This window comes from Mucilaginibacter sp. SJ (assembly GCF_028993635.1).
Lineage (GTDB): Bacteria > Bacteroidota > Bacteroidia > Sphingobacteriales > Sphingobacteriaceae > Mucilaginibacter.
In genome coordinates, this window is record NZ_CP118631.1 from 3,658,803 (window position 1) to 3,676,005 (window position 17,203).

Here is a 17,203-nt window from a genome sequence, read left to right on the forward strand (position 1 = left end):
ATCCAAATTATGAAAAAGCGATTTCTATTGTGCACAGTCTTTTTATCATGCACCATTATGGCCCGGGCACAAAAACCGGATACCGCACAAGTGCTGGTACACTACAAGTTTTCCCACATCAGGGATACCACCAACCAGGAGCACCCCTACACCGAGAACATGGTTTTGATTGTAGGAAAAAATGCCGGGGTTTACAAAAGTTATGACAAGCAGCTGCAGGATGCGCTATTCAAAAAAAAGGTGCAGGAACAGGTAGCCAACTCACCCGACGGACATGTAAATATCCAACGGAGATCATCGGGCTCGGGTACAGACTATTACCAGTTTCCGAATGGTAAAAAACTGGCAAGGAAAGAACCGCTGCTGTTCAATAGCTATCTCATAACAGATGCCCTGCCCGCTATAGAATGGAAAATAAACGGAGATACAGCAACGTTTGGAGGCTTGCATTGCCAAAAAGCAACAGGCCATTTCAAGGGAAGGGATTATACAGCCTGGTTCAGTCCTGATCTGCCGCTGCATATAGGTCCCTGGAAACTCAATGGGCTGCCGGGAGTAATTATGGAAGCTTATGATACCAAAAAAGAAGTCTGCTTTAAATTTGACGGGGTTGAAAAAGCGGTCATCTCTACCCAAATGGGTGATCAGCCAGCCGGCCCCGCTCCGGATAACCAGGGACGAATGGCCGTGATGATAGGCATGGACGACCAGGTTGGCGATCCCAATATCATCCAGCTCCCCACCAATGCCATTAAAACTACCGAAAAGGAGTTTTCCAAATTGCAGGAGGCCATGCGAAAAGACCCGAATGCCTTTGCTCAGTCAATGGTGGCTGCTCAGGCGGCAAGTCAGGGCAGGCCTGCCCCAAAAATCGATATCAGGATCGGACCGCAGCCGGTGATCAATAACCCGATAGAATTGCCTGAAAAGAAATGAGCCGGATTATAAAATCAGTATGGCTGCTGGTTATAGGGTTACTATTTTCGGCCCCCGGCTTTGGTCAAAGTATTAAAGGGACAGTGAAAGACAGCACCGGGAAACCGGTGCCTTATGCCACCATTAACCTCAAAAACACGGCCACTAATAACATTATAAACTATGCCATTACCGATACCAAAGGTGCCTACGTTTTGCCGCTCCCAGCCAACACATCTGTGAGCGGCCTGCAGATCGAGGTGCGTTGTATAGGCTATAAAAACCAGAGCAAGGGCATTACCGATTTGGAGGCGCCTGTTGATTTTATTCTATCTGTTTCCATCAACCAGTTACAGGCCGTAGTGATCAAAAGCAGCCGGCCGGTGTTGCGAACGAACGGCGATACCCTAAGCTATAAAGTATCTGATTTCAGCAGTGTGCAAGACAGGGTTATTGGCGATGTGATCAAAAAACTGCCGGGTATAACGGTTGCCGCAGATGGCAGGATCAGCTATAACAATAAGCCGATCTCCAACCTGTACATCGGCGGTGATAACCTGCTTGACGATAAATATAATATTGCTACCACCACCATACCGCAGGGTGCGGTAGACCAGGTTCAGGTGATCCAAAACCACCAGCCCGTTAAAGTGCTCCAAAATAAAGTAATGAGCGATGATGTGGCGCTCAACCTCAGCTTCAAAAAAGGTGCTAAATTACAGATGGTGGGACAAGAGAGCATCGGCGCGGGTTTACCGGGCAATTATGACGTGGATTTGAACGCCATGATGTTTAAGGATAAGTACAAAGCCATTAATTACCTTAAAGGCAATAACACAGGTAACGACCTGCAGCAGGACCTGGTATCGCACAATTTCGCTGATAATATGCAGCGGATCGATAACGATGTGCCGGCCACCATGTTATCGCTTGGTTCGGTGAATGACCCGGCTTTATCGCGTAACCGGTATCTGTTCAATCGCTCGGGAATCGTCAATCTCAATAATCTGGTCAATTTTAAAAAGAATGTGCAGATGAAGATCAATGCTTACTATTTGCGCGATACCCGGCGGCAGGATTACAGCCAGCACACTACCATCTTCTTACCCGGCGATACAGTGCGCTACAATGAAACGCAACGTAACCGCTTCCGCCCTGACATATTGCATACTCAGTTTACACTGAACATTAACCAGGATAAATATTACCTGAACAATGTGTTGCTGATGGATTACAACCGATCGACCAATTGCTCAGACCTGAATACAAACGGCAGCATGGTAAACCAGGTATTTAAGGATAACCCGCTGAGTCTTTCCAATGAATTTAACCTGATCAAATCCTTAAGATCAAACAACATTATCCAGGCTTACTCCTATATCAGTCATTCGACCGAGCCCGAGAGCAGGACAATTGGGCCGGACTATAACAATCCAATATTTAACAATAATGTCCCTTATGCTCAGCTGGTACAAAATGTAAATGTACCTGCGTGGTATACCAATAACTATATTTCTTTCAAAATACCGTCGAACCTCATTACCCAAAGTTTCAGAACAGGGTTCAGCGTTCAATCACAAAAGTTAAATTCAGATCTAAACGTTGTACAGACTAATAACACCATCAACCTGCAATCGGACAGCTCCATCAACCATTTAAACTGGACAAGGAAAAAACTATACGCCGAAGCAGCCTACGATCTGCCAGGTAGTATCCTCAAAGTGAACCTCACCTTACCCGTAAGCCTCCAACAGATCAATTATTCGGACAGCCTGTATGCACTACGCAAAGGTTTAACCAGGCTATATTTCAATCCGCAGCTAAAGGTAAAATATCAAACCGGAATGGAGAACTACCTGAATTTGCTTTACAGCTACCGCAACGAGGCGGGTACCATAGAAGATATGTACCAGGGCTATATCCTGAAGGATTACCGGACACTTTATGCCAATAACGCCGGCCTTACCGAACGGCAGAACCAGTTGGCCGCCCTTGGGTTTAACTACCGCAAAGCGCTAACCCTTTTGTTCGCCAGCCTGAACATTGTTTATAACCATATCGCTTCCAATAATATTGCTTCGGAAGTAATTACCAACACCCTGCGGCAGCGCGTAGTGCTGCCATATTCCAACAATACGGATTCATGGACAGTAAACGGCACCGTCAGCAAATATTCCTTTGCTTTAAAAACCACTTTTAGCGGCGGCATGCAATGGCAAAGTAATAAGTCGGTGCAGATCCAGAATAACGCGCTGCTGCCTTTCAATACCATTTCAAGAACTATAAATGCCGGTGCAGATACCAAAGTGAATGAGCAGGTAAACTTTAGCTATAAAGCTGCATTTACCCAAATACAAAGTCATTCAGCAGCGGAGGCATCAGCTTATCATATTGATCAGTTGCTTCAGCAAGCATCGGTAAACTATAACCCTATAACCAATTTGCAGTTCAAATTATCGGGCGAGCATTACTTTACCCGCCAGCAGGGCAATCCTGATCTCAAATACTTTTTTGCAGATGCTTCGGCAAAATTCAGGGTCGAAAAATGGAAGACCGACCTGGAGCTGAGTGCCGTCAACTTCCTGAACGTAAAAACTTATAACACGCTTTATTTATCGGCCAATACATTAACCGCCAGTTCGTACACACTGCCGGGAAGGATTGTACTGCTCAAGGTAATGTTTCATATTTGAGTGGCATCAGGTTTTTTCAGGCAGCCTATCCCGCCTGCTGCTCCTCTTCCGTCAGTTTCAGCAATGTGGCTTCATTTTTTATGCGGATGCTTTTGCCCGATATTTCGATGATCTCCTCATCGATAAAATCATTAATGGTGCGAAACAGTGATTCATAGGCCGCGCCTGTAAATGAGGCCAGGTCCTGCCGGGTAAGTTCAATATTGATAAAGCCCTGTTCATTTAGCCCGAATTTATTTTTAAGCGAAATAAAAGCCTGGGCTACACGGCCCTTAACGGGCATATGCGCCAGATTACGCATCCGTTTTTCGGATTCCTGCAATTCGTTGGCAAAGAAGCGCATCAGCTTTATAACAAAGTTATTGTTAACCTGCAGTGTACTTTCAAAAAAGGGCATATCGATATAGCAAACTATGCCCGCTTCAATGGCCGTGGCCGAAACCGGGTAAAACTCAGTACTGCCTAAACCAAGATGCCCAACAATATCGCCTTCGCGGGCAAAACGGAGAATAAGCTCTTTTTCCTTATCCCACTTTTTATGGACTTTTACCGTGCCCGAATAAACAAAGTAAATGCCGGTAACGGGGTCGCCTTCTTTGAAGATCTGCTGCCCTTTTTTAATAACGATATTTTGCCTGGCGGCGCTAATGGCGGGTATCCAGTCGGGCAGGCAATGTGTACATAAAAAGCAAGTCCCCAAATCGCATTTATCTTTGTTTTTCGCCATTTATTGATTTGTATTTAAGCCGGTGCTGTTATAAAAACATGCTAATTTATTAAAAGCGGCGGCCTTTTGGCTGCTCCCAGGTAGCCATATTAAAAATAACTCCCAAACTTAACAATACCGCGCCGCCAAAAACAGGCCATGGGAATGAGCGGATGCCATTAATGTAAATGGCCCAGGGATGGGAATCGAAAGGGTTAACGGTATTCAGGTTCCTGAATAATAATAATCCGGCAATGATGCATACAGCACCTAACACAGAAAGAATGAGACTGGCAATTTTCATAATTATTATTTGTGCAATAGATTTTTTAAAAAATTAAGCAAATGTTAGATAATTATATTGCATGTGCAATACAAAATCGAAAATAAAGTTTACTTATACCCCCTTTAAGTATTACCTTTGCAATAAAATAAAGCAGTCCCTTAAAAAATGAAGCGGGACTAATTAAAACATGGAAACAAAACAGAATGCTATCCCGGTTTCACCTTCACTAAATGATCTTTATAATTTTAAATCCGGCTTAAAAGGCACCAGGCAAATGAAAACAAGGCTGATCTTTATATCGGCACTTTGTATTCTTATTGCCGGTCTCATCAGCGTAATAGCCAAAGGCCTTATCTATCTTATTAATATCGTTACCAATATTTCATTTTACGGAACGCTGGATGCCGGCTTTCACAGCCCGGCCAATAACCATTTAGGCTTATGGGTAATTGTTATACCGGCTATAGGCGGCATTATAGTAGGTTTTATGGCCCTGTATGGCTCAAAGGCTATCAGGGGGCATGGCATACCTGAGGCAATGGAGCAGATCCTGGTAAATAAAAGCAAGATAAAACCTGTTATAACCTTTCTGAAACCTGTATCATCGGCCATAGCTATAGGTACCGGTGGGCCATTTGGCGCCGAGGGGCCTATTATTGCAACCGGCGGGGCACTTGGTTCAACCTTTGGCCAGTTATTCAAAATATCGCCCAACGAGCGTAAAATTATTTTGGCAGCAGGAGCAACAGCGGGTATGTCGGCCATATTTGGCACACCCATAGCAGCGGTGTTTTTAGCTATTGAGCTGTTGCTGTTCGAGTTTTCGCCCAGGGCCATATTACCGGTGGCATTAGCTTGTATCACCGGAGCAGCCGGACACCATCTATTGTTTGAAGCCGGACCTGTATTCCCGATGCCTGATGTAGATACACCTTCAAATACCGCCCTGGCTATTTATAGCATCATTGGCCTGGTCATTGGCTTTATATCATTAGGGCTTACCAAAATAGTTTATTTTATTGAAGATAGCTTTGAAAAACTGCCCATCCACTGGATGTGGTGGCCTGCAATTGGTGGCCTGGCAGTAGGACTGATAGGCTATTTTGCGCCGCACACCCTTGGTGTAGGATATGATAATATCATCACTATTCTTTCGGGCACATTATCATTGATGTTAATTGTGCGTTTGTGTTTATTCAAATTCCTTTCATGGGCAATAGCCCTGGGCAGCGGTACTTCGGGCGGTACGCTGGCTCCATTGTTAACTATTGGCGGCGCGGCTGGTGCAGCTTTTGGTGCACTGGTGCACCTGGTATTTCCTGATTCGGGTATAAGTATTCCAATAGCCGCGCTTATTGGCATGGCCGCTATGTTTGCAGGTGCTTCAAGGGCCTATTTAACCAGTATCACCTTCGCGCTGGAAGCCACTATGCAATCGCATGCATTGCTGCCGCTGCTCGGCGCTTGTACAGCATCATACCTGGTTTCGTTCTTCCTGATGGAGAATACCATCATGACCGAAAAAATCGCCCGTCGCGGTGTATACACACCTGACTCGTACGAGCCCGATTTGTTACAGGTATTGACTGTTGCCGACGTTAACAATGACGTTGGTGAAACCTTAAAAAGCAATAGTACCATAGCCGAAACCAGGGCCCGGCTTACCGGAAATAATATTGCCCAGAGTTTTTTTATAGTGACTAATAATGATGGCAGCTATGCAGGTATGGTTAGCCTGGCCGACATTTATAACCACAGTATTTCTGCTGAACTCACCATAAGTAATATAACCCGGGCAAGTAAACAGGCCGTGAAGAGCAATGATCCGCTGAAACGCGTTGTGGAGATTATGGCTGAAGAATCGGTAGAGGTGCTTCCCGTTATTGCCGCCGGAAATACCATAACCGGGCAAATCTCCTATAAAGAGATCTTAAACACCTACTATCAGTATGTTGCCGAAAACAGGAAGCAAAATACGCAGATCTCCCTTAAACGGCGTAGGCTTAAAATTGCTGCCCGTGGCCGCAGCAGGGCTAAATCTTAAAAATAAAAGGCGTTTGAATTAAAAAAGAAACCCCGCGTGATGTAAGATCAGGCGGGGTTTCTTTTTTTCTGAACGTTCCTGTCTTGTAAAAAATTAAATACGCCGAAACTGGGTTATTGCTTATTTATTCTATAGCTTTGATTTATAAAACGTTGCTACTTGTTTAGCAGCATTTTATCTTCCATTTCCGCCAATTACACCTGTTTGATTTAACGTTGCTGTTGAAAGTAATATTTAACCATTAAATCATGTTTTATGAAAAAATTTGTAATTGAAAGGGAGCTGCCCGGCGCCGGCAACCTGTCGCCCGAGGAGTTACAGGCTATTTCACAGGCATCGTGTTCGGTTGTAAATGAATTGGGAAAGCCATACCATTGGATCCAGTCGTTTGTTACGGCTGATAAGATCTATTGCATTCACATTGCCGAAAGTGAAGATGTTGTTCGCGAGCATGCCATGAAAGGAGGCTTTCCGATAACCAGCATTGCCGAAGTTAAAGCCATCATTGATCCAACAACAAGCACCGCCACAGTTTAATATCAATGCCGGCTGGTAACAAAACAGGCCCGTATTAAAACTACGGGCCTCTATTATTTTATAGTGATGCGTTTTAGTTACCCGCCGAAACCGAAGCGGTTGTTTTAAACAGCGGATCGGGTTTAAAATAATTGCCGCCTGCAAAACTGATCACATAATCAGATTTAAAATGGGTACTTTTTTTATAATAATCGGTACTGATGATCTGTGCACCTGATTTTTGCGCTGCTATAAATGAGCTCATATCATTTGCGCGGGCTTCTTCTGTATCCGAGTCGGCACGGGTACGGATAATGTACCCTTTCTTAACCAGTTTTTGAATAGCTGCCAGGTCCTTTTTAGCATCATTCATAATGTGAATGGCGGCTTCAGGTGTGCCCGGCAATGCGTCGGCAAACAATACACGGCCTTTTAACGACGGGTGACCGGCGATATAGGCGGCTCTTTTTTCGCCTTTTTCATCAAGAATAAAAATGAATTTCCCTTTGGCCGCTTTAAGCGTTGGCCAATTGTTATGCAGGACAGCAGTTTCAAGGGTTTTGTACGAGCCGCGCACATCATCCGGGGTAATTAAATATTGTTTGCCCAGATAATCTAAAATTTCTTTGTCCAGGTCGGCAAAAGTTTTTGCTGTAAATTTTTCAGGAACGGTAAAGCCTGGTTTTTTTGACGGCTCGTCTTTAGCATTCATGGTAATGTAAATGGGATTATGATCAGGATGTTCATCACTCCACTTTTTTAGCTCCTGCAGGCATAGCTTAAAAGTAGCACAGTTGCTGCGGTAGTCGATATCTTCAATATGAAAAACCTTAAAACCAGGTTCTTTCATTACGCCCCGGGTATCAAACGCCGGCTGTCCCGGCACCCAGTCCAACCCTTTGGGATGCGCGTACTTACCTCCCTTAGTATCGGCATAAACATCTATTTCCAACGCGTTTAGGCCTAAATTGAGCTGATCGGTAAGACTGATATGTTCATAATCGATCTTGCTCATACCAACTGAATCGCGCTTTTGCAGAAAACGGAATAGTTTGGGATCAATTGCCTGCTTATAGCTGTTGTGCGATCCTATTACCTGGAAATGGTTGATGGTTTGATTGTCCGGATCGCTCTTAATTACAGCTGCAGCAAGAATAATACCGGCAAATAACCCGCCTATAAGTTTCATAGTTCAATTGGTTTTAGTGTTTAATAAGTACAAAGCGCAAAGAAAAATCCTTTGCGCTTTGTAAAAAATGGTTTTATTAATAACCCGGGTTTTGTTTCAGGTTAGGGTTTGTTTTTAATTCGGTTGATGGAATTGGGTATAACCTGCGGGTTGGATCGGTGTTCATTTTCAGGTCGTCCGTTTTGCCGCCCATAACCGGTAGCGGATATTCTTTCTCAAACAAACCATAACGGATCAGGTCATTACGGCGCCATGCTTCCCATGAAAGCTCGCGTGCCCGCTCATCCAATAAGGCATCCAAATCAATTGATGTGGCAAGCTCCGCGTGGGCACGGGTACGCAGTTTGTTTACTAATGTAAGTGGCGATTGGAAGTCGCCGTTTACTGTTGTTGGAGTAGCGCCGCGTAAAATAGCTTCAGCTTTCATCAGGTAAATATCCGCCAAACGGAATACCGGTACGTCATTGCTGTTTAAACGGGTAGCCTGGATAATGTTAACATCGGGATAGTATTTAATTGAACGTACACCTTCCGATTGCGAAGTTGTCACATCATTACCCAAATCCATTGGCTTTAAACCGGTAAGTGTTAGTGTTGGAATAATGTTAATTTGCTTGGTAGCATTTGGGGCCGGGTAATAAACCGGTTGGTTGGTGAAGCCGCCATTGCCATCAGGATAATATTGCGGACCAGCCAGCCAGGTTTTGGTACGGTCATCGCCGGGAATGTTAAAGCGGTTATAGAACTCGGGCGTGGTGCTCATGGCGATACTTAAGCCAACGTTAAATCCGTATGCTTGTACCAGGTAATAAAAGAAGCCAAAACGGGTAAACTGGTTGCCGGGTATTTGCTGGTCATAAGGTACCGCAAATATGGTTTCGTTAACCCCGGGACCATTGGTTGGCAAAAATATATCCCTGTATTTAGCATCAAGGAAATAGTTGGTATTGTTTTGAACACTATCGCACATCGCTACTGTTTCCTGGTAGCGGTTTGAGTTAATATATACACCTGAGTTCAGGTACATTTTTGCAAGCAGGGCAAACACCATGCCTTTTGTCGGGCGGCCGTACTGGCCTACGTTTGTTGCTGCATTGCTGGTTTTGGCCGGCAATAAAGGCAAAACGCTTTTAAGCTCGCTTTCAATAAACTCATACACTTTAGCACGCGGCTGATTGGCCGGTTGTGTAGTTACCGGGAAATCAGTAATGATAGGTACGTTTCCATACAGATCCATCATGAAATAAAGGTATAGCGCGCGCATGGCTTTAACTTCGGCAACAGACGATGCTTTTTTTGCCGCCGTTGATGATGAGGCATTGATTACGCTGATAATACGGTTACAGGTATTGATACCGCCAAAGCCCCATTGCCAAACGCTGATAACGTTAGGGTGATCAAAAGTCCAGGTATGGTAGTGTAACTGACGATACTGGCCGCCATCGTCAAAGTTGCCATCGCGAGCGGGCAGGATAGCCTCATCGGTAGACAGGTCCTGCATGCGCCAGTATGGTACAGCATAACTTGACGACAGGTTTGAATAAATGGTACCCAGTAATGCAGTATAATCGGCATCGGTAACCGGGAAGTTTGATTTTACGTATTGTGATTCAACAGGTACATCTAATTTTGTACATGAATATGTGCTCATGATCACAGCAATAGCAGCACATATAAAAAATATCTTTTTCATCTTTTGTCTTTCTGAGGTTTTTTAGAATGATGCGGTTATACCTAAGCTGAACGTGCGTGTTTTAGGATAGAAGTCGCGGTTATCGATACCTGGGGTTAAGCCACCGATATTAACTTCGGGATCAACACCGCGGTATTTGGTGATGATAAAAATGTTGTTGCCCGATGCATAAAAACGCAGGCTTTTTATTGCCTGGATGTGTGGCTTAATGGTATAACCTAAAGTAGCGTTATCCAAACGCAGGTACGAGCCGCTTTCCAGGAAACGATCAGAGATCAGGTAGGCATTGATATCCTTAAATGATTCGCCTAAAGTAAACCTTGGGATGTTCTGCAGTTTTGAATCGGCCGGGTTGTTTAGTGCTGCCAAAGTTGCGTTCAGTATTTTGTTGCCATAAACACCACGTACCAGGAAGTTTAAGTCGAAGCCTTTATAGAAGAAACTGTTGCTCCAGCCATAAACCAATTTCGGCTGCGCATCATATTTAATAAACTGATCGGTAGTAAGCGGTTGAGTAGCCGTTGTTGATCCATCGGCTTTTTGATAGGTACTTACGCCGTTGGCGTTTTTACCTAAATAATGCCACAGGTCAAACGTACCGATAGCATAACCGGGCTGTATGATCTGACTATAATTGCCCGACTGGCCTTTACCGCCCAACTGGGCAGTTTGAATAAAGTTAAGACCGAACTGGCTGTTTGATAAGCTTTGTACAACGTTTTTGTTATGTGAAACGTTGAATGAAGTACGCCATGTAAAGGCCTGTGATTTTACAGGTACCGCGTTTATAACAACCTCGATACCGCTGTTTTTTATTTTACCTACGTTAGCAGTGTAAAACGGATAAAAATACAGTGTGGTTGATACCGGGTAAGTATAAATCAGGTCGGATGTTTTCTTGATATAGTAATCCACCGAACCGGTTAAACGATTGTTAAAAAAGCCAAAATCCAGACCGATGTTGGTGGTAGCAGTACTTTCCCATTTCAGGTCCGGGTTATCGTTACGTACCGGGCCAATAGGGTTAACAATATTCCCATTGCTCAGGAATTTACCGCCACCGGGAGGCACACCATAAATTAACCTCGCAGTAAAGGCATCAAAACCTAAGCTGTTACCAGATACACCATAACCAGCTCTTAACTTTAGGTCGCTGATAACGGGAACTGATTTCATGAACTCTTCGTTGATGATCTTCCATCCTCCGGAAATAGCCGGGAAATAACCATGGCGCTGGTTAACACCAAATGCCGATGAACCGTCTTCCCTTAGAGAAGCCTGGAATAGGTATTTATTTGAAAACTCATACTGGCCACGTGCGTAAAATGAAACGAATCTTAACGTGGAAATATAGTTAGGATTGAACACAATTTGTGAGAGCTGGGTAGGGTTTGACAGCGCCAGGTAATTATAAGTTAAAGCGTCATTCGAAAAGCCCTGTGTTTGTACGCCAAACCCATCATTGTTACGGTCTTGCTGATAAGAATAACCACCTAATAATTTCAGCGAGTGTTTCCCAAAAACACGATCATAGTTAAAATAAGCTTCAACCACGTTGCTGGTGTTGGTATAAGCACTACGTACTGCAACACCACCAGCGTTAACATATATGCCCGACTGACTGGTAGAGTAGGTGTTAACATTGTTCTGCTCCTTTTGAGTTGACCCGGATACGGTAAATTTCAAACCGTTCAGGATGTCAACAGAGGCAAAACCATTAATCAGTGTTTTGTTGTTCTCTGTTCTGGTAAAGTTGTTATTTATTAATGATAACGGGTTTAAAGGACCGCTGCCTGTACGGGTATAGTTTTCTTTATAGGTACCATCCGGGTTAAAAGGACTAACCGTTGGCAGGTAGAATAAAATACCCGATAACACCTGGCTTTGGAAGATATCGTTGTTTTTGGTAGCGCTGTTGGTAAGCGTGATACCCAATTTTAAACGATCATTAAAAAAACGTTGGTTAATGTAACCTTTATAAATGGTACGCTCCAGGCTGGTGTTTCTCAATATACCATTGTTTTTCATGTAGTTTACACTTGCACCATACTCCGAGTTGGTGCCGGCTCCGCCGTATGAAAGATTATGGTTTTGTGAATAACCGGTCCTTTCGGCCAGTTTTTGCCAATTGGTATTTGAACCATCATCATCAGCAGTGCTTAATTTAGGCACGCCATTATCGGTTAAATATTTACGCAGCTCGTCGCCGGTAAGTACATCAATGTTTTTTGACACGTTCTCAACGGCGCCATAAGCACTGTAAGTTAACCTTGTTTGACCGGCTTTGGCCCTGCGGGTAGTAACAATGATTACACCGTTGGCAGCACGTGAACCGTAAATAGCAGTCGACGATGCATCTTTCAACACATCGATACTCTCGATATCGGCAGGGGCCAAAAGATCTATAGATGCACCCGGGACACCGTCAATTACATAAAAAGGCTGCTGTGCAGCACCTTCACGCAAAGTTGAGGGCCCCCTTAAAATAGTGGCCGGCTGTTTGTTAGGGTCGCCGCTTTTGGTAATATTTAAACCGGCTACCTTACCCTGCAATAGTTCGGCAGGAGTGGTTAATACACCAGCATTAAAATCTTCGGCTTTAACCGAAGTGATAGCGCCTGTTACATCCTTGCGGCTTGCGGTACCATAACCGATAACTACAACATCTTTAAGTTGTTTGGTATCGGTAACCATAGTAACATTCACCGTGTTCTTTTCGCCAACAGTAACTTCCTTTGGTACCGAACCTAAAAAGGTAAATTTAAGTACATCGCCGGCACCGCTTGTTTTTACGGTATAGGCACCGTTAGCATTGGTTGAGGTTGATCTTCCCGAACTTTTTACGGTTACCACTACGCCGGGTAAAGGAAGATTACTTTCATCGGTAACGGTACCTTTTATGGTGCCGTCCTGCGCAAAAACCACTGACGAGGCTATAAACATCAGCAGGAAAAGACAAATCGTTTTACTTTTTTCAAAAAAGAGCCTTAAAATAAATCTGTAGTTTTTTTTCATAGTTTTAATTAATGACAAACCCTGTTTTAATAGTTGCCCCGAGTTGAGATAGGAGGGCGATAATTGGTGCAAAGCAACGGTTGTTTTATTATCAGGAAATAAATATAGGGTTAACTTATCTATTAATTAAAATCAATATTGTTTTTCTTATTTGTGCTGCTTTTGGCTGGTTTTCAGCTTTTTGCTATCGATAAACAAGCAGACTTTGTTAACCGGGGATTAACAGGATTTAAACTTTGGCGTTTTGTAAAAAGGGTGTTATGAAGCAATCCCTAAAAATTTGACCTTTTTTCAATCGATGGAAAACATCTGTTTAGAAGCTGCAACGCAATTTACCGGTAGGCCAGCGATATCATCGCATAATGTTCATTTGCCTGAACGGTGAACATGAATTTGTCATTTTCGAAGATCTTTTTACCTGCTTTCGATGTATCCCCGGGTTTATCATCTATTATTTTATCAAAATCATGGTTTTCAAGATATTCGGAAAACGAGAAATTATACGCAACTGGCCCCATTAAGCGAAGTTCATTCATCCTGATAGCGATAGCCATATTCCTTTGTTTGTTTACCCATCTGTTTTTCTCCGGATTATACGACCAGCCAGGGTTGACCTTATTAAGTTCGGCAGTGTAGGTGACAGGTTCGGCATCTATTAACCGCATCATATCGGCGGCGGTTATCTCTCTTTCTGTGGTTTTTAGTTTATTGGTGCTTTGGAAGTGAAAAACAAGTAGTAATGCAAGGGCCGCAATAATTATAAAACCAACCCACAGGTAATACCGCCGTTTATTGGAATAGGCATTCAGCGCATATTCATATAAAGACAACTCCTTTTTAATTGCAGCAAGTGCCTGCCTTGCTTCGGCCCGGGCAACACCTTCGGCCATCAGTAAAGCCTCAATTTGATAATCGGTATTGCCATCGGCTATCATCCATTTTATTTGATCAGTAATCTGTTGCTTATCCATTGGTAATGGTGATGAGACCAGGTTTAGTTTAAAACTGAAGATACATATTTTTACAAAGGCAACACAGCAGGAGATAAAAATGCAGATAACGTTTCTTGAATGGATTTCGCCCGGCAAAAAAGCACTCATTTTTTTAAAGCACAGTTTATAATTATTATTGCACCGCTTTAGCTCTTCAAAACCAAATGAAACGCATTCTTCCGGTAATTGTACTCTCGCAGTTTTTTTGTACTTCATTGTGGTTTGCGGGTAACGCCGTTATGGGCGATATTGCTAAACAGCTGCGGCTTGAACCATCGTACCTCGCCTACTTAACAAGCGCTGTTCAACTGGGCTTTATCACAGGCACCCTTGTTTTTGCCATCCTTGGTATTGCCGACAGGGTTTCGCCGGTGCGGGTGTTTTTTACCTGCGCGCTTGTTGCCGCAGTTGTCAACGCCCTGGCATGTTTACCAGGAACGAATGCCGGGATGATATTAGTGCTAAGGTATGCTACAGGTTTTTTCCTGGCAGGGATCTACCCGGTGGGCATGAAGATAGCCTCAGACCATTATCCGCAGGGATTGGGAAAAGCTCTCGGTTTTTTGGTTGGGGCATTGGTTTTAGGCACAGCGTTGCCGCACCTGCTTAAAAACCTGATGGCCACGTTGCCATGGCGCTACGTTATCTTGTCGACATCGATATTAGCCGCTTTGGGCGGATGTACGATGGTATTATTGGTGCCTGACGGCCGGGAAAGGAAGCCGGGAGTAGCGCTTAATCCGGCTGCGTTTTTACAAAGTTTTCGAAACAGGCAATTCAGGGCAGCAGCCTTTGGTTATTTTGGCCACATGTGGGAGCTTTATGCTTTTTGGGCTTTTGTCCCCATGATGCTAACCGCCTACAATAATCGGTTTTCAAATGCAGTTTTGAATGTCCCCTTATTGTCTTTTCTCATTATTGGGATGGGCGCTTTGGCCTGTGCAGCCAGCGGTATCATATCAAAATATCTGGGAGTGAAAAAAGTAGCTACCATCGCGTTGGCAATTTCTTGCACCTGTTGCCTGGTATCGCCGCTATTTTTATTTACCGGCTCGACATGGATATTGATTTCATTTTTATTGATATGGGCTATTGCAGTCATTGCCGATTCGCCGTTGTTTTCAACATTGGTTGCGCAAAATGCCGAGCAGCAATTAAGAGGTACCGCGCTAACCATTGTTAATTGCATAGGCTTTGCCATTACTATTATAAGTATTCAACTGATCGCGGCTTTACGAACGGCCGAAAACGCGCGATATATTTATATGCTAATGGCCATAGGGCCGGTTTGGGGATTAATGGCATTGATAAACGGGCGGAACACCAACAAGGGATAGAAAAAAGAAAAGCTCCGGATCATAAACCCGGAGCTTTTCTTTTTATTGCTTAATTATTAAATGCTTACCTAAATTTAATATTAACACTCCCTCCTGATGCCTCTGCTTTAACCGGAATGCCGCCGCCATTGTATTTGCCGCTAACCCGTTCTTTTTCCCATTGCCCGTTAAATTTGGCAACCGATGATGGAGAAACACCTTCACCTCGCAGGTCGAGGTCATAGCCCTGGTTTTGCGGAAGTTCGATATCAACATTGCCGGCGCTTGATTCCAGTTTAAGATATTTGCCAACTTTTAGCATTTGGGCGTACAGACCGCCGCCGCTGGTTTGTGCGCTAATACTCCCTGCCATGCGTTTAAGATCAATGCTCCCGCCGGAAGTACTGGTGATAAGCTCGCCGCTGATGTTATTACCGTTAACGCCGCCACCGCTGGTCTCGGCGTTAATGGTGCCCTTTAGGTTTTCTAAAGTTATACCACCGCCACTGGTTTCAAGCCTGATCCTGCCGTTACAGTTTTTAGCCTCAATACCGCCGCCGCTGGTTTCAAGCGAAATATCATCGCCCGAATTGGAAACATGGATGCCGCCGCCTGAGGTGTTACCGCGGATGGTACCGTAAAGCCTGTCGATAGTTAAACCGCCGCCGCTGGTGCTAAATTTTTCGTTGCCTTTTAAGTTATCAAGACCAATACCGCCGCCGCTGGTTTCCAGGTCGGTTGCGCATTGCTGCGGTACATAAATACGAAACGAGATGCTCAATGAACTTCTCCAGTTAAAAAAGTTTTGACGCTTGCTTTTGGCGATGGCCCTAACTTCATGCCCGCTAACCGATATATCGAGCGTATAATCTTTATCAAGGCGTTTTTTGATCTCTTCTTTTGAAAGCTCGCTGCCGTTGTTGCCTTTAATGTAAACTTCCACCCGCGGAGCTTGTCCGGCTTGCCCGCTAACTACAATACCACCGGCCGATGTACGTACCACGGCGCTGGTAATAGCATCGTTAGCTAATGATTTGGTAAGATATAACGAACGGCTGTCGCCATCTTGCGCTGCCGCCACCGCGGTTTGCCCGGCGAGCAGAAGAAGTAAAATATAATTTTTCATAAATGGGGTTTTAATCGTGATACAACTATGACCACACTTTACCCCTATACGTTACAGGTGTTTAAATTTTTATTATTTAAGCCGAAAGCTAAATGCGTAAAGCCAAAGGCCGAAAAATGGTTTCCAAGTATAGAGTGGCTTTAATTGGCCATACATAGTTACTTACGGCCGCCATTTAAACGACATGCTGTCGATAGCCCGCATCGTACATAAAATCCCGTTCAAATGATCATGCTCATGCTGCATCAGTTCAGATAGGGCATCCGTCATTACCCACTGCTGTTGCTGCCAGTTTTCGTCAAGGTAATTTACGGTGATGGTTTTATGCCTTTTAACTTTTACCAGCAGGTTAGGAAAGCTCATGCAATCGTCCCAAAGTTCAAAAAGTTCATCGCTGGCATCCTGTATTTCGGGGTTAATGAAAACTACAGGCTTGTCAATATTCATGTAAACGAGGCGTTTCATGATGCCCAGTTGCGGAGCTGCGATAGCCCGGCCAAAGTTGTACTTCTGCCTGATCTCCTGCATTACATGGTGCATGTCTTCAACCCAACCGCTTACCAGCGACAATTCGTTTCGTAATACCGGCGGGCAAACCTGGTAAAGGCGCTCATCGCCAAGCAGCAAAATATCGTTCAATTTTTTCATTCCATAGTAAAACGTAAATTTATTACTTCCGGAATCATGTTAATCCCTCATGAATTGCTTTAAC

General features: G+C 44.1%; 13 protein-coding genes. 5 read left to right on the top strand and 8 right to left on the bottom strand.

Annotation, left to right across the window (positions count from 1 at the left end; translation table 11 throughout):
- The first annotated feature begins 9 nt into the window (after nt 1–9).
- Both MusilaSJ_RS14665 and MusilaSJ_RS14670 read left to right on the top strand, forming a co-directional pair.
- On the top strand, nt 10–936 hold the full coding sequence (locus MusilaSJ_RS14665; protein WP_274985706.1) for a GLPGLI family protein: 927 nt from the start codon (nt 10–12) through the stop codon (nt 934–936).
- A complete protein-coding gene (locus MusilaSJ_RS14670) occupies nt 933–3,608 on the top strand; it encodes a TonB-dependent receptor (RefSeq protein ID WP_274985707.1) in 2,676 nt (891 codons plus the stop codon). Before MusilaSJ_RS14665 ends, MusilaSJ_RS14670 begins: the two co-directional genes overlap by 4 nt.
- Nucleotides 3,609–3,633: 25 nt before the next feature.
- Here the strand turns inward: MusilaSJ_RS14670 and MusilaSJ_RS14675 are convergent, their stop codons facing one another.
- Together MusilaSJ_RS14675 and MusilaSJ_RS14680 are read right to left on the bottom strand one after the other, a co-directional pair.
- Nucleotides 3,634–4,335, bottom strand: a complete 702-nt coding sequence (locus MusilaSJ_RS14675; protein WP_274985708.1) for a Crp/Fnr family transcriptional regulator — start codon at nt 4,333–4,335, stop codon at nt 3,634–3,636.
- Between the two features lie 49 nt (nt 4,336–4,384).
- Nucleotides 4,385–4,618: a hypothetical protein gene (locus MusilaSJ_RS14680; protein WP_274985709.1), complete on the bottom strand. Its 234-nt coding sequence runs from the start codon at nt 4,616–4,618 to the stop codon at nt 4,385–4,387.
- 169 nt (nt 4,619–4,787) lie between these two features.
- On the opposite strand from MusilaSJ_RS14680, the gene MusilaSJ_RS14685 reads away from it, so the two are divergent.
- A complete protein-coding gene (locus MusilaSJ_RS14685) occupies nt 4,788–6,644 on the top strand; it encodes a chloride channel protein (protein WP_274985710.1) in 1,857 nt (618 codons plus the stop codon).
- 255 nt (nt 6,645–6,899) lie between these two features.
- Complete coding sequence (locus tag MusilaSJ_RS14690) at nt 6,900–7,181, top strand: DUF4242 domain-containing protein (RefSeq protein ID WP_274985711.1); 282 nt, start codon at nt 6,900–6,902, stop codon at nt 7,179–7,181.
- 73 nt (nt 7,182–7,254) lie between these two features.
- On the opposite strand, the gene MusilaSJ_RS14695 is transcribed toward MusilaSJ_RS14690, so the two are convergent.
- The 4 genes from MusilaSJ_RS14695 to MusilaSJ_RS14710 all read right to left on the bottom strand — a co-directional run bounded on the left by MusilaSJ_RS14695 (nt 7,255) and on the right by MusilaSJ_RS14710 (nt 14,157).
- The gene (locus MusilaSJ_RS14695) at nt 7,255–8,349 is read right to left on the bottom strand and encodes a phosphatidylinositol-specific phospholipase C1-like protein (RefSeq protein ID WP_274985712.1); all 1,095 of its coding nucleotides are present in this window, start codon (nt 8,347–8,349) and stop codon (nt 7,255–7,257) included.
- 76 nt (nt 8,350–8,425) lie between these two features.
- Nucleotides 8,426–10,042 carry a RagB/SusD family nutrient uptake outer membrane protein gene (locus MusilaSJ_RS14700; protein ID WP_274985713.1) on the bottom strand — a complete coding sequence of 539 codons (1,617 nt, stop codon included), beginning with the start codon at nt 10,040–10,042 and terminating at the stop codon, nt 8,426–8,428.
- A gap of 21 nt (nt 10,043–10,063) precedes the next feature.
- Nucleotides 10,064–13,057 (bottom strand): SusC/RagA family TonB-linked outer membrane protein, encoded by a 2,994-nt coding sequence (locus MusilaSJ_RS14705; RefSeq protein WP_274985714.1) that lies wholly within the window; start codon nt 13,055–13,057, stop codon nt 10,064–10,066.
- A 332-nt stretch (nt 13,058–13,389) separates the two neighbouring features.
- Entirely contained in the window at nt 13,390–14,157 is a 768-nt protein-coding gene (locus tag MusilaSJ_RS14710) for a hypothetical protein (protein ID WP_274985715.1), read from the bottom strand.
- Between the two features lie 56 nt (nt 14,158–14,213).
- Here MusilaSJ_RS14710 and MusilaSJ_RS14715 point away from each other — a divergent pair, with 56 nt between their 5' ends.
- Nucleotides 14,214–15,386, top strand: coding sequence for an MFS transporter (locus tag MusilaSJ_RS14715; protein WP_274985716.1), 1,173 nt, complete (start codon nt 14,214–14,216; stop codon nt 15,384–15,386).
- A gap of 64 nt (nt 15,387–15,450) precedes the next feature.
- Here the strand turns inward: MusilaSJ_RS14715 and MusilaSJ_RS14720 are convergent, their stop codons facing one another.
- Complete coding sequence (locus MusilaSJ_RS14720) at nt 15,451–16,491, bottom strand: DUF4097 family beta strand repeat-containing protein (RefSeq protein ID WP_274985717.1); 1,041 nt, start codon at nt 16,489–16,491, stop codon at nt 15,451–15,453.
- Between the two features lie 162 nt (nt 16,492–16,653).
- Nucleotides 16,654–17,139 (bottom strand): peptide deformylase, encoded by a 486-nt coding sequence (locus MusilaSJ_RS14725; RefSeq protein ID WP_274985718.1) that lies wholly within the window; start codon nt 17,137–17,139, stop codon nt 16,654–16,656.
- Nucleotides 17,140–17,203: the final 64 nt, after the last annotated feature.